This window comes from Bartonella sp. MU37NMGALS, assembly GCF_042194015.1.
Classification (GTDB): domain Bacteria; phylum Pseudomonadota; class Alphaproteobacteria; order Rhizobiales; family Rhizobiaceae; genus Bartonella; species Bartonella grahamii.
This window is the reverse complement of the sequence record NZ_JBHIML010000011.1, coordinates 1-13,796: the sequence shown is the minus strand read 5'-3', so window position 1 is coordinate 13,796 and position 13,796 is coordinate 1. Positions and strand designations below refer to the sequence as shown.

Here is a 13,796-nt window from a genome sequence, read left to right as displayed (position 1 = left end):
AAAATAGGTAATAATTATTTTTGCTAATTGTGAAAAAATTCCATGCTTTTACATTAAAATAGCTCATAGAAACATTTCTATTTATTTTTTAAATGTTTTTTATCCACACATTACTCTCGTTTGAATTATGTAAGTAAATATTTTTTATTATATTAGGTGAATTTTAAATAAAAGAATCTTATTGTATTCAAATTTCCCATCCAACATACGAAATGATGCATTATAAATTATAAAGAAAAGCGTTATGGAAAATATATGATTTTCATGTTATAAAATCCGCAATTACAGCCATTTCAGCCACATCTTTGTTTATTAAAACACATAATTGTTAGTATATAAAAAATACAGCTTTCACTATTAAGAATCCAATTAAACAATGAACAACACCACTTCCATTTTCAACATTCCAGTCTCCTTTAAAATAGCTGAATAAACAATTTATAAATTACAAATTGTTATTTAAAATTTCTTGTACCTCCGTATGAAACTTTAAATAAAATATATATTTTATAAAAAATGGATGAAATTGATAGGAAATGTTCTTCTGTTCTTTCCTTATTTTGTAAACATTGCAAAAAAATAATGGCTTGATAATGTAATCGTTAGAAAATATTTTATTTTTTTGTAAACTAATCAATTTTTATGAGTTTTATTAAGGAGAGAGAAAGAAAAGTGCTGCTATCAATGAAATTATTCATGCACACAAACAAAAAGAATCATCAAACTGGTTTTACGATCCAGAAGAGTTTGCTCATGCTCATGCATTTTGATATTCAGAGAAATGAGGATCTATTAGTGGACAAAACCTTATCGTAGATGGAACATTTCATATACACATACGCTAACTTGGATATCATAAAAATGTCTAGAGAACGAAATAGTGATTTCAGTTCACCAAAAGCTGAACTTGACAGTGCCGCACTTTTTTATCACCAATACCCAAAACCTGGAAAATTGGAAATACAAGCAACAAAACCTCTTGATAATCAACGTGATTTAGCTCTTGCTTACTCTCCAGGCGTTGCAGCACCATGTCTTGCGATTCATGAAGATCCCAATCTTGCTGCTCAATATACCTCCCGTGCTAATTTAGTCGCTGTTATATCCAATGGAACTGCTGTTCTTGGTTTAGGAAACATTGGTCCACTGGCGTCAAAGCCAGTTATGGAAGGTAAAGCAGTTTTATTTAAAAAATTTGCGAATATTGATGTTTTTGATATTGAAATTGATGCATCCGATATAGAACAAATGGTGCAAACAATATCGACCTTAGAACCTACATTTGGTGGTATTAATCTTGAAGACATTAAGGCTCCTGAATGTTTTGACATCGAAGAAAAGCTTCGTGCTAAAATGAATATTCCAGTTTTTCATGATGACCAACATGGAACTGCCATTATTGTTTCTGCGGCTGTATTAAATGCCTTAAATCTTTCAGGAAAAAAAATTGAAAATGCAAAAATAGTTACCTCAGGTGCAGGTGCTGCTGCCCTAGCTTGTCTTAATCTTTTGGTTCGTCTTGGGGCGAAAGTTGAAAATATTTGGCTTAGTGACTTAGAGGGAGTTGTTTATGAAGGTCGCAAGACCCTTATGGATCGTTGGAAAATCAATTACGCACAAAAAACAGACGCACGAACTTTATCTGATATTATTGATGATGCAGATATTTTTCTAGGCCTATCTGCGGGTGGTGTTTTAAAGCCTGAATATCTTAAAAGAATGGCTCAAAATCCACTCATTTTAGCACTGGCTAATCCAGTACCAGAAATTATGCCTGAAGAAGCACGCTCTATACGACCAGACGCAATGATCTGTACAGGACGCTCTGATTATCCCAATCAAGTTAATAATGTCCTTTGTTTTCCCTATATCTTCCGTGGTGCATTAGACGTAGGTGCTAGTGCAATTAATGAAGAAATGAAAATGGCCGCTGTTCATGCGATTGCTGCCCTTGCACGTGAAGAAACTTCAGATGTTGTAGCACGTGCATACTCAAAAGAACCACCCAATTTTGGACCAGACTATCTGATCCCCTCTCCTTTTGATCCGCGTTTAATACTGCGTATTGCTCCCGCTGTTGCTAAAGCAGCAATGGCAACTGGTGTCGCCATTCGTCCCATTGAAGATATGGAAGCCTACTATGATATCCTCAATCGATTTGTCTTTCTTTCTGGTTTAACAATGAAACCTGTTTTTGCTGCAGCAAAAACAGCAAAACGTAAACGCGTCATCTATGCGAATGGTGAAGATGAACGCGTCCTTCGTGCAGCACAAGTTGTCATTGAAGAACAAACAGCAACGCCTCTCCTTATCGGCCGTCCACATGTCGTAGAAGCGAGATTAAAACGCTTTGGTTTAAGAATTCGTCCTGGTATAGATTTTGAATTAACAAACCCTGAAGATGATCCACGTTTTCGTGATTATGTTAATTTATTTTTTCATTATACAGGAAGGCGTGGTGTTACGCCTGAAATGGCAAAAACAGTAGTGAGAACATCAACAACGGCTATTGCTGCCCTTGCTGTCATGCGTGAAGAAGCAGATGCAATGATTTGCGGCTTAGAAGGACGTTTTGAACGTCAACTTGAATTAATTGAACAAATTATTGGTCTTGATCCTAATGTTCACCGTTTTTCTGCTATGAGTTTGCTTATCTCTCAACAACGTACTCTTTTCCTCACAGATACTTACGTCAATGAAAATCCTTCTGCAGAAGAAATCGCTGAAATGACTGTATTGGCAGCTCAAGAAGTTGAAGCATTTGGAATAACACCAAAAGCAGCCTTATTATCACACTCAAACTTTGGTTCTAAAAACACAGAAAGTGCGCGTAAAATGCGACGTGCAACAGAAATTCTTGCCAAATTACACCCTGAATTAGAAGCAGATGGTGAAATGCATGGTGATGCTGCTCTTTCCAAAGTTTTTCGTGATCGTGTTTTTCCTGATTCTCGTCTTAAAAGTGAAGCTAATTTGCTTGTCTTTCCAACACTTGATGCAGCCAATATCACGCTCAACACTGTTAAAAGCCTCACAAATGCACTCCATGTTGGTCCTATTCTAATCGGGGCAGCACGTCCCGCCCATATCTTAACGCCTTCAGTAACTTCACGGGGAGTTGTTAATATAACAGCCCTTGCTGTCCTTGCGGCCAATAGAAAAAATAGTCTCGTAAAATAAATGCGCAATAAAATTTCAAAGTTTTTTAAAAATTGAGATATAGTGTTTCATGTACTGTAAACCTCTTATCTCTATAGATAAAGACAGCTATATTTTGGATTAAGTCTTTTTTTAAAATAAAAAAAAGGCTAGAAGAACAATATTAAATGTATTTTGAATTTACTAACTCTATAATAAGGAATCCGTACATTGCCTTCCACGTTTGATAAAGTTGCTGATATCATTGCAGAAATCAGTGAAATTGATCGCAATACAATTACACCTGAAAGTCATACAATTGACGATCTAGGAATCGACAGTCTTGATTTTCTTGATATTGTTTTCGCTATTGATAAAGCTTTCGGAATAAAAGTCCCTCTAGAACAATGGACACAAGAAGTCAACGAAGGTACCGTTGCAACAGAAGAATACTTTGTTCTTAAAAACCTTTGTACAAAAATTGATGATCTCGTTGCCTTAAAACAGGCGGAGTAATTTTTTCACCATGCATGATCAATCTGTATTCATCACTGGTATAGGAATCATAAGCTCTCTGGGGGAAGGAACTGATCAACATTGGAATCTCTTAAATGATCCAATCCGTACACCAAACCTAGATTGTACAACTTTTTTACCCTACACGGTTCATAAATTGCCCGAAATTGATTGGAGTTTACAAATTCCTAAAAAAAGTGATCAACGGCAAATGGGAACATGGCAGCGTCTTGGTACCTATGCGGCTGGTCTTGCTCTTGATGATGCTGGCATGAAAAATAATGAACAACTCACTTCAACAATGGATATGATCGTAGCAGCAAGTGGAGGAGAGCGTGATATTACTGTTGATACACAGATTCTTTCTAAAGCGCGCACAGTTGCCGATCATGCTTCTATGTTAAATGTTGCTCTTTCAACCGAACTTCGTCCAACATTATTTTTAGCACAACTTTCAAACCTTTTGGCAGGAAACATTTCAATTGTTCATAAAGTCACTGGATCATCTCGTACATTTATGGGAGAAGAAGGTAGTGGGCTTTCTGCGCTTCAAATTGCTGTAGCTCGTATTAAATCAGGTCAAAGTACCCATGCTCTTGTAGGAGGTTCCTATAATGCACAAAGTTATGATATGTTGTTGGCGCATGAGCTTGGTGGTCTTTTAACCCATAATGGATGGAGCCCAGTGTGGAATCGTGAAATCCACCCCGGCGGCGGTATTATAGCCGGTTCTGGTGGTATCTTCCTAGTTCTTGAAAGTGGAGAACATGCAGAAAAGCGCAACGCACGTGCTTATGCTGAAATTAGCCAAATTATTACAGACCAAACAGATAGAACCAAAATTCCACTTAGAGAATCAATTGCAACAATGTTAAAAACTGCGAGTGCTAAATCTGCCCTAGCCATTTCAGCAGCCTCAGGAGCTCACGAAGCAACAAAAGCAGAACAAAATGCTCTTGATGATGCTGATCTATCTTACCGTGGCATTACAACATTATTTGGTTATATGCGGGAAGCACAATTTCCTCTAGCTCTAGCTCTTGCAGCACTTTCAATTGAAAAAAACCAATGTTTTCCAGCGTTAAGTCCTCATGAAAAACCTTTTTCTAAAGAAGTACGTGAAATATTTGTTACAACTATTGGCATAAAAAGAGCTGAAGGTATTGTGCGTCTTACAGCTGTTTGAAGGGGATTTCTATCGTGAAATATCATGATCATTTTGGGCGTCCACTTGTCGCAATAACTGGGGCAGGCATTGTCACATCACTGGGACAAGGGAAACATGAAAATTGGCAAAAATTAACAAGCGGTATAAGTGGTATCCACAAAATAACACGTTTTCCCGTTGAGGGATTAAATACATATATTGCTGGAACAATTGATTTTCTCAAAGAAAGTACACTTGGTGCTTCAGCTCTTTCTGAGAAGCTTGCACATCTTGCTGCTGAAGAAGCTTTGGAACAAGCTGCTATTGATATAAAAAATTTTAATGGACCACTCTTTCTAGCAGCTCCTCCTGTTGAACTTGAATGGACCGCACGTTTTAGTCTTGATCAAGAGCAAGAATTCAATAATGAACCTTCTTATGCACATCTTCTTAAAGTCTGTAAGGATAAACTCCATGAAACGCTTTTTGAAACCACACAATTTGGTGCAATTGCAGAAAAACTTCAAAAAACATTTGGCACAAAAGGACTTCCTGTTACACTTTCCACTGCTTGTGCATCTGGTGCAACAGCAATTCAATTAGGTGTTGAGTCTATTAGACGGGGAGAGACAAATCGAGCTCTCATAATTGCGACAGATGGATCAGTTTCAGCAGAATCTCTCATCCGTTTTTCGTTACTATCCGCTCTTTCAACCCAAAATGATCCTGCTGAAAAAGCAGCAAAACCCTTTAGCCGTGATCGAGATGGATTTGTTATGGCAGAAGGCTCAGGTGCTTTTGTTCTTGAATCTCTTCAAAGCGCATTAAACCGTAATGCTACAGTTTTAGGAATTTTAGCTGGCTGTGGAGAAACAGCCGATGATTTCCACCGTACACGTTCAAAACCCGATGCATCACCAGCAATTGAATCCGTTCGCAAAGCTTTAGACGATGCAAAAATAACCATCAATGAAATTGATTATATTAATGCACATGGAACTTCAACACCTGAAAATGAGAAAATGGAATATCTTGCATTATCAACAGTATTCGGTGATCTTTTAGAGCATATTCCAGTCTCTTCTAATAAATCAATGATTGGGCATACATTAACTGCTGCTGGTGCAATAGAAGCGGTTTTTTCGCTTTTAACCATTCAATCGGGGATACTTCCACCTACAATAAATTATGATAATCCTGACCCTGCTATCCCTTTAGATGTTGTTCCTCATCATAGCCGTAAAGCCTGTGTCAATGCGGTTTTGTCCAACTCATTTGGATTTGGTGGTCAAAATATGAGTCTTGTCATCACTGCATATAAAGGATAATCCTTTAATAATAAAATTTTATAACGCTAACCTAATAACATATTTAAAGGGGATGGTAATGCGTGCACTGCAGCTCTTCGATGATCGTCGGCTTGAAATCACTAATATTTCCCCGCCATCTTCACCTAGTCTAGGTGAAGTAACTGTGCGGATAAAAGCCGTTGCTCTTAATCATATTGATGTATGGGGATGGCGTGGCATGGCTTTTGCGAAAAGAAAAATGCCACTCATCATTGGTGCAGAAGCCTCTGGTGAGGTTATACAAATAGGAGATGGCGTTGAACATCTCCAACTTGGACAGATTGTCTCAATTTATGGTGCACAAACCTGCGGAGTATGCCAAGCTTGTCATGAAGGACGGGATAATCTTTGCAGCCATGTAAAGGGAGTCTACGGTTTTCACCTTGATGGATTTGCGTGTGAGCTTGTCAATTTGCCAGCACGTTTATTAGTTCCATCACCTCCTCAATGTGATGAATTGCAGGCAGCGGTTGCTCCAATTACTTTTGGTACCGTAGAACATATGCTTTTCGATAACGCAAAACTACAAGCAGGAGAAACAATCCTGATACAGGCTGGTGGTTCAGGTATTGGCTCTGCAGCCATTCAACTTGCAAAACACATGGGCTGTACAGTTATCACAACTGTAGGTTCAGATGAAAAAATTGCAAAAGCACACTCTCTTGGAGCAGATCATGTGATTAATTATCGTAAAGATCGTTTTGAAGGTATAGTGCGTAAATTAACCCAAAAAAAAGGTGTTGACGTTGTTTTTGAGCATGTTGGTGTAGATACATGGAACGGTTCTTTGTTATGTATGAAAAAAGGAGCACGCTTAGTGACTTGCGGTTCTACCTCTGGTGTTTCAGCACCAATAAATCTCATGCAATTATTCCAGCAACAGCTTAAGATATTCGGTTCATTTGGCTGCCGTATGGAAAATATGAAAAATGCCATGCAAAAAATGGCACAAAAAGCCGTACACCCTGTCATTGATACAATTGTTGGGCTGGATGAAATTGATACAGCTTTAAAACGAATGGAGAGTCGTGATGTTTTTGGTAAAATTATCCTTAAAGTCGATTAAATCATGATGAAGCTTTCTCTTAAAAATCTCATATATCTTATTAAAATTATAGCTAAAAAAATATCCTACTTGTTATGGGCGTATCTGCTCTTTGGTTCTTTATTTATTCTAAAATGCTTTCCTGCCAAAATGGGAGTCTCTTTTTTTTCTTGGTTGGTAAAAAAAATTGGTCCCCTTTTACATCGTCATCAAATCACACTTACAAATCTTAGAGGTGCATATCCAGAAAAAACAGAGCAAGAACTCCATGCGATTGCAATAGAAATGTGGGAAAATATAGGACGTTTCCTAGCCGAATATATTTTTCTTGATAAAATTTTTGATTTTGATCCTCATGCGGACGAGCCAGGTTTCATTGAAGTTAAAGGCGTTGAAATATTTGAGCGATTAAAAAATGAAAAAAAACCACATATTTTTTTCACCGCACATACTGGAAATTTTGAACTTCTGCCTATTTGTGCACAAAGTTTTGATCTTAATGTTACGGTATTATTTAGACCACCCAATAATCCCTATGTTGCCAAACGAGTCCTTAAAGCACGACAAACTTCTATGGGGCATCTTATTCCCTCCAAGGCCGGTGCAGCATGGGCACTAGCAGCCAAATTAGAAGAAGGTGAAAATGTTGGTATGCTCGTTGATCAAAAATTTCGCCGCGGTATCATGGGAACATTTTTTAACAGACCTCTTAAAACAAATCCCTTAATTATAAAACTTGCTCGACAATATGACTGTGATATTTATCCAGCACGTTGTATTCATTTGCCCAATGGACGTCATCGTTTAGAATTATATGAACATATAGAACTTCCACGTGATGAAAAAAATGATATCGATATAGCTGCTTCTACGCAAAAATTAAATGATATTGTTGAATCTTGGGTCCGTGAATATCCTGGACAATGGATGTGGTTACATAGACGTTGGGACATCTAACATAAGGCTCTATTGCTTACAAAGGAAGTGCAAATGTTAGCCTCAAAAGACATCAAAGATCTCGTTGCAATTATCACTGCATTACGAAATTCTGATAGCGGTTGTATCTGGCATAAAAAACAAACTTTTGAATCCCTCATACCCTATATGCTCGAAGAAGTTTACGAAGTCATCGATGCCATTGAACGAAAAAACCGAAAGGATCTCTGTGAAGAACTTGGAGATCTCCTTTTACAAGTTATCTATCATGCTACCATTGCACAAGAAGAAGGCAGCTTTACTTTTGAAGATGTTGTTTATGCAATCACGGCAAAAATGATTCGACGCCATTCTCACGTTTTTGGAAATGCCGAGCAAAAAAAACGAGGATTTATAAAAGAGGAGTGGGAATATATAAAAAAAAGAGAACAGGTTGAACAAAAAAGTTTGTGCGAAGAAAAAAACAACAATTCCTCCACAAGCATACTCGCACAAGTAAAACAAATCCAGCCAGCAAACCAAGAAGCACTTTCTTTACAAGAAGCAGCAGCTAAAGTAGGTTTTGATTGGAAAAAAAGTGATAAAGTTTTTGAAAAAATAGAAGAAGAACTCGAAGAGCTTAAAGAAGCCATCAAAAATAAACAAAATTCAGAGATAGAAGAAGAGTTTGGAGATCTCTACTTTATTCTCCTTAATCTCGCACGCCACTTAGGGATAGATTCACAAAAAGCATTAAAAAAAACGAATATAAAATTTCGAAACCGTTTTGCCTATATTGAAGAAAAGCTATCCACTCAATCTAAAACACTCACTGACGCATCCCTGAATGAAATGGAAGCGCTTTGGAAGCAAGCTAAAAATGAACAATAAAAAATACTAGATTTCTTCTACCTCAAAGAACAAGTTCCTCTAAAATTACTGAATTATAATTCAGCTCAGCTCAATTTGTTTTATATTGATCCTGCGTAGCAGGACGAAGTTCCACCGATTCGCCACACCCACATGCTGAAACTTGATTAGGATTTTTAAAGACAAAACCAGAACGAAGCGTTGTCACTTCATAATCCATCTGCGTCCCTAATAAAAATAACACCGCATCATGTGCTACGAAAACACGGGCACCATTCACTTCAACAACATCCGCATCTATCCCCTTTTCTTTGACAAGAGTAATTGTATACTCCATCCCTGCACAACCACCTTTTTTGATACCAACAAGAATACCCTGTGCATCTTTTGCATCCATAATCGCTTTAACACGATCCACTGCTGCTTCTGTCAAATTTATTACCGAAAAACGGCTCATCATTTACTCTTTTCTTAGTTCAATAGACACTTTGAAAGTTTTTCCTCTATAGTATTTTAGAAAAAAAACAACAAAACATAAATTAAAGTATTCTGACCTTGTTTATTTGGATAAAAACGCGTACCCGTAAAATGAGATTTATGATTATACAATCCAGAACTTACAATTTTTTGTCCACATAAAACGCAAAATACCTCGTCTATAAAAACTCTAAACAAAGGAAAACGTTTCAATACCATACATTCCATCCTCTCCTTTTGAAAATCTTTATCTTTTTAGAAAAGTAACGATTAGATAAGGAAAAAATATACCTCCCGTACTCATTTGCTCCCCCCTTCTCCAATTCATACCCCTAAAGCCACCAATCTTACCCTTCACAATCTGCAAAAGTAATTAAATGCATAGATCTATTAACTATAGAGCTAAAAATTTAATGATTACAAAGAATTTTACAGATTCGTTATGTATCTTGAATTGATAACAAAATAGTGATGTCTAAAATTTTTACTTTCAAAAGCTCTAAGTGCAAGAGCATTTTAGATTTTATTCTGTTTATTTTTTCTCTTGCCTTTAAAGAAACAGTCATTTAATCGTTTTACACAAACTCGGAGCGTAGCGCAGCTTGGTAGCGCACTTGACTGGGGGTCAAGGGGTCGTGGGTTCAAATCCCGCCGCTCCGACCATTTTTTAAATGCTATAAAATAAAAAAATAAGCTTACTTAAAAAGTGGATTATCATGCATTTCAATTAGCACATACATGGATTTTTTCTTCAACTTAGAATAATGTTCAATAACATTTTATCATAAACTCGAAATAAGCGGTTTTATTAAAATAAGCTTCGTTCTGAGGATAACACACACAAAAAACGCGAGACCTTTTGCCTCGCGTTTTTTATTCTTCAGAAAAATTTATAATTATTCGGTCTCATATTTTCTAACTTTTCCTACACGACAATATCGCTGTTATCATTTTTTGTAATGGATGGTGACATCTGTACGGTTATTTTTTTGGGTTTTAATTCAGCTGGCATTTCCCTTTTAAGCTGAATATGAAGAAGCCCATCTCCAAGTTCTGCTCCAATAACCTTAACATGATCAGCCAAATGAAAACGCCGTTCAAAAGCACGCGAAGCGATACCTCGATAAAGGAACTCTCGCTCTTCATCATCATTTTCAGACTTTCTGTCTCCCTTAACGATCAGCTGGTTACAATGCGTTTCAATATCAATTTCATCTTGAGAGAAACCAGCAACAGCCATAGAAATTCTATAAGAATCTTCAGTTAAACGCTCGATATTATAAGGGGGATAAGAAGAAACTTCATTTGGTTGTGTTCTAGAATCAAACCAGTTAAAAAGATGATCAAAACCTACTGTGGAACGATAAAATGGTGAAAAATCTACCTGACGCATAATATTGCCCTCCTCTAGAGCGACTATAATTTAACAATTAATTCACAAAGTTCCCAAATGGCAAACTTACTTGTGAACCTGCGGCCCCATCATGGCAACCACACTATATTATCTGGTAATTGTTTTTCTTTATTTCAACTCTTTGGAACCTAAATTGATAAAAACTATCTAAAAAGCAATATACCCCTTTTAAAATCCTTTTTCTTCATTACATAAATGTCAAAGTCCTCTCATTATCTCACGTTGCACTAAGCGGCAAATACACTGTAAAGGATTTCAATTGGAAACACCTATTTATCCCATAGACTGGGCTTCCACTCCTCCTAATATCCATCATGGTACTCTTAAAATAGCAATAGATCACGAAATTCGTTTTGCGATAACATATCCTGAGGTGGAAAAATCTAAGGGAACAATTGTTATTCTCAAAAGCTACGCAAGTACTTTAGAAAAATATTTTTTATTAATAAATGAAATTTCTAACCGCGGTTTTCATACAGCAATATTTGACTGGTTTGATCAAGAAAAAAAATCCTTCAAGATAAGAAAACAAAGCCGACATCATTGTTTTGATATAAATAGTGATATTAATGACTTATATGAATTTCTTAAAAATATTGTTTATCCTAATTGTCCGCCTCCTTACTCTATGCTCACCTATGGTATAGGTGGATTGATGGCACTTAGCGGATTAGATCTCATTAATCATCGGTTTAATAAATTGCTCTGTGTTTCTCCCCTTTTTGCTCCATTCGATAATAAAACGAATGGTTTTCAACATAAATTAACACAATTTCTTTCTGATATAGGTCTTGGCTTTATACCAGCGAAAGATGGGAAAAAATTAAACAAAACAAAACAAAACAATATACAATTGGGACACATGCATAAAGTGCCGTTCCATTCCATTAAGCCCCCAACATCCCAATGGATGGCATCGGTATTTAATGCGATCGATTCTATGAAAAGAAATGTACTCCACGGAGATTTACGAATTCCAACACTCTTTATTCTTGCCAATCAAAACAATATTGCAAATAACATTGAAGTGCGGCAATTATGCCAACACACACACCTGACAGAAAGTATTACTATTACAGGCGCTGAACTGGACACAATCATGGTTAATGAAAATTATAAAAAGCAATTTTGGGCTGCATTTGATGCATTTATTCCCGATAATGTATCTGTAAAATAACACTAAATCTTAATTTCCACTCCGCCCCATAAAAAAATTTCTACGAGTGTTGGATCTACAAACACTTCTTAATACAACGGATTTTACTTTCCAACCACTCATATGATTCGTTTTCTAGCCTCTACAGGCAAGCCATGACCTAAATATTTCACCAGGCATTCTAATAAAAACTATTATATAAATAAAAATATTTTGTATAATTAATAAAAATGAAGATAATAAATCTATCTTAATATAGCATGATACATATTTATAAATAAATCATCAAAATACTATTTTCGATATATTATTAAGTGTTAATTTAATATTATATTTAGAAAAATAATAGTTTTTATCTATTTAAGGAAAAAAAACTGAAAATAAAGCGCATTTATAATATTTATTACAAATCTCTATAAAAACAAATAACTATAAAATTTCTATTTTTAGGAGAACTTTTTAAAAACAATAAATTAACATAATATTCTTCTAATTTCTCGATATAGCAAATCCCTACAGTAACGGTTTTCATAAGTTTTTTAATGAAATTCTGATAACAATCAGCGAATTTAAAAGATCGAATTTAAAAGATAGCAATGAATCACCTTAAAAGTTCTAGAGAACCCCTTCTTTTTTCAAAATCACATATATTTTGAATTTAACCAACTCACAACGAATATGCTGTATTCTGAATAAGAATGTAAGAATTAACCATTTTGCCATTCATTTCAATTATGAGCATTTTACCGTCTTTTTTATAAATACTCTATATTGTATAATTGATGCGGCAAAACTCTGACAAATGGAGCCATTGGAACATAATCATGAAACGAATCCTGCTCGCAGAAGATGATAACGATATGCGTCGCTTTCTCGTAAAAGCCTTAGAACGTGCAGGCTACGAAGTCGCCGATTTCGATAATGGTATTAGCGCGTATGAACGTTTACAAGAAGAGCCATTTTCCCTTCTCCTGACTGATATTGTGATGCCAGAGATGGACGGAATCGAACTCGCACGACGTGCTACTGAGATTGACCCCGATTTACGAGTAATGTTCATTACAGGTTTTGCAGCGGTAGCACTCAATTCAAATAGTGATGCCCCTCCTGATGCAAAGGTTCTCTCTAAGCCATTTCACTTACGTGAACTCGTCAATGAGGTTGAAAAGATCCTTATCGCTGCTTAAAAAGTATTTTTTAAGTTATTTGCATCTGTTGAAAGAGAAAACGAAATTAGGCATTGACGTTTGTCATTCTATATGGTGTATGCAACATCAATGAATGGGCGTGTAGCTCAGCGGAAGAGCACTACGTTGACATCGTAGGGGTCACAGGTTCAATCCCTGTCACGCCCACCAGATTCTTTTTCTTATCCTATAACTTGCTGTATTTATACATCTTTTTTACTGTGAGGAATGTCTGAATAAAGTTAGAGGAATAGGGTTTTTTAACATTTCTCTACAAAGGTAGCATTTTTCTCTCTGTTTGATTCGCGAATTACTTCTGGTATTTGTTTGAATTTTTCTAAATCCTCTTGTGTAAAAATATCTATAAATCTAGAAAACATGCCAACAGCTTCACGCCTCAACCGATCAGAAGTCTTGATTGTAAAACTTTTGCGACAAGCATAAGCTGCTTTTCTTAAGAGTAAAGCCTTCTCTTGATCTAAAGCATAGAGTTCAATTATCTTTTGTCCTACAGGAACAGATTTTTTGCCAATCTCGACAGAAGATAAAAATGCTACAGATATGTCTAATTTCTTAGCCATA

The 13,796-nt window shown here is 36.1% G+C and carries 12 protein-coding genes and 2 tRNA genes; 11 read left to right on the top strand and 3 right to left on the bottom strand.

Annotated features, from left to right (window positions below):
- The first annotated feature begins 861 nt into the window (after positions 1-861).
- The 7 genes from ACFIJP_RS06680 to mazG all read left to right on the top strand — a co-directional run bounded on the left by ACFIJP_RS06680 (position 862) and on the right by mazG (position 9,001).
- Positions 862-3,180, top strand: coding sequence for an NADP-dependent malic enzyme (locus ACFIJP_RS06680; RefSeq protein ID WP_375626451.1), 2,319 nt, complete (start codon positions 862-864; stop codon positions 3,178-3,180).
- Between the two features lie 189 nt (positions 3,181-3,369).
- Positions 3,370-3,654 carry an acyl carrier protein gene (locus tag ACFIJP_RS06675; protein WP_375626449.1) on the top strand — a complete coding sequence of 95 codons (285 nt, stop codon included), beginning with the start codon at positions 3,370-3,372 and terminating at the stop codon, positions 3,652-3,654.
- Positions 3,655-3,664: 10 nt separating this feature from the next.
- A complete protein-coding gene (locus tag ACFIJP_RS06670; RefSeq protein WP_375626448.1) occupies positions 3,665-4,840 on the top strand; it encodes a beta-ketoacyl-ACP synthase in 1,176 nt (391 codons plus the stop codon).
- A 14-nt stretch (positions 4,841-4,854) separates the two neighbouring features.
- Positions 4,855-6,129: a beta-ketoacyl-ACP synthase gene (locus ACFIJP_RS06665; protein ID WP_375626446.1), complete on the top strand. Its 1,275-nt coding sequence runs from the start codon at positions 4,855-4,857 to the stop codon at positions 6,127-6,129.
- 58 nt (positions 6,130-6,187) lie between these two features.
- On the top strand, positions 6,188-7,216 hold the full coding sequence (locus ACFIJP_RS06660; RefSeq protein WP_375626444.1) for a zinc-binding dehydrogenase: 1,029 nt from the start codon (positions 6,188-6,190) through the stop codon (positions 7,214-7,216).
- Between the two features lie 6 nt (positions 7,217-7,222).
- Positions 7,223-8,152, top strand: coding sequence for a lipid A biosynthesis lauroyl acyltransferase (locus ACFIJP_RS06655; RefSeq protein WP_375626495.1), 930 nt, complete (start codon positions 7,223-7,225; stop codon positions 8,150-8,152).
- 33 nt (positions 8,153-8,185) lie between these two features.
- Positions 8,186-9,001 carry a nucleoside triphosphate pyrophosphohydrolase gene (mazG, locus tag ACFIJP_RS06650; protein ID WP_375626442.1) on the top strand — a complete coding sequence of 272 codons (816 nt, stop codon included), beginning with the start codon at positions 8,186-8,188 and terminating at the stop codon, positions 8,999-9,001.
- 70 nt (positions 9,002-9,071) lie between these two features.
- Here the strand turns inward: mazG and ACFIJP_RS06645 are convergent, their stop codons facing one another.
- Positions 9,072-9,437: an iron-sulfur cluster assembly accessory protein gene (locus ACFIJP_RS06645; RefSeq protein ID WP_015856470.1), complete on the bottom strand. Its 366-nt coding sequence runs from the start codon at positions 9,435-9,437 to the stop codon at positions 9,072-9,074.
- A gap of 606 nt (positions 9,438-10,043) precedes the next feature.
- Here ACFIJP_RS06645 and ACFIJP_RS06640 point away from each other — a divergent pair.
- A tRNA-Pro gene (locus ACFIJP_RS06640) sits at positions 10,044-10,120 on the top strand.
- 262 nt (positions 10,121-10,382) lie between these two features.
- Here ACFIJP_RS06640 and ACFIJP_RS06635 read toward each other — a convergent pair.
- Complete coding sequence (locus tag ACFIJP_RS06635; RefSeq protein WP_375626440.1) at positions 10,383-10,850, bottom strand: Hsp20 family protein; 468 nt, start codon at positions 10,848-10,850, stop codon at positions 10,383-10,385.
- 280 nt (positions 10,851-11,130) lie between these two features.
- Between ACFIJP_RS06635 and ACFIJP_RS06630 the strand changes: the two genes are divergently transcribed.
- From ACFIJP_RS06630 to ACFIJP_RS06620, 3 genes are all read left to right on the top strand, one after another.
- Positions 11,131-12,048: an alpha/beta hydrolase gene (locus ACFIJP_RS06630; RefSeq protein WP_375626438.1), complete on the top strand. Its 918-nt coding sequence runs from the start codon at positions 11,131-11,133 to the stop codon at positions 12,046-12,048.
- An 803-nt stretch (positions 12,049-12,851) separates the two neighbouring features.
- A complete protein-coding gene (gene cpdR, locus ACFIJP_RS06625) occupies positions 12,852-13,214 on the top strand; it encodes a cell cycle two-component system response regulator CpdR (protein WP_005773448.1) in 363 nt (120 codons plus the stop codon).
- Between the two features lie 96 nt (positions 13,215-13,310).
- Positions 13,311-13,385: transfer RNA gene (locus ACFIJP_RS06620), tRNA-Val, on the top strand.
- An 89-nt stretch (positions 13,386-13,474) separates the two neighbouring features.
- Here the strand turns inward: ACFIJP_RS06620 and ACFIJP_RS06615 are convergent.
- On the bottom strand, positions 13,475-13,796 hold a 322-nt coding region (locus ACFIJP_RS06615), incomplete at its 5' end, for an XRE family transcriptional regulator (protein WP_375626435.1).

Excerpts from the sequence above, each read along its gene's own strand:
- ACFIJP_RS06680 (WP_375626451.1), top strand. The coding sequence starts at position 862 with ATGTCTAGAGAACGAAATAGTGATTTCAGTTCACCAAAAGCTGAACTT.
- ACFIJP_RS06670 (WP_375626448.1), top strand. The coding sequence starts at position 3,665 with ATGCATGATCAATCTGTATTCATCACTGGTATAGGAATCATAAGCTCT.
- ACFIJP_RS06660 (WP_375626444.1), top strand. The coding sequence starts at position 6,188 with ATGCGTGCACTGCAGCTCTTCGATGATCGTCGGCTTGAAATCACTAAT.
- ACFIJP_RS06655 (WP_375626495.1), top strand. The coding sequence starts at position 7,223 with ATGAAGCTTTCTCTTAAAAATCTCATATATCTTATTAAAATTATAGCT.
- mazG (WP_375626442.1), top strand. The coding sequence starts at position 8,186 with ATGTTAGCCTCAAAAGACATCAAAGATCTCGTTGCAATTATCACTGCA.
- ACFIJP_RS06645 (WP_015856470.1), bottom strand. The coding sequence starts at position 9,437 with ATGAGCCGTTTTTCGGTAATAAATTTGACAGAAGCAGCAGTGGATCGT.
- ACFIJP_RS06635 (WP_375626440.1), bottom strand. The coding sequence starts at position 10,850 with ATGCGTCAGGTAGATTTTTCACCATTTTATCGTTCCACAGTAGGTTTT.
- cpdR (WP_005773448.1), top strand. The coding sequence starts at position 12,852 with ATGAAACGAATCCTGCTCGCAGAAGATGATAACGATATGCGTCGCTTT.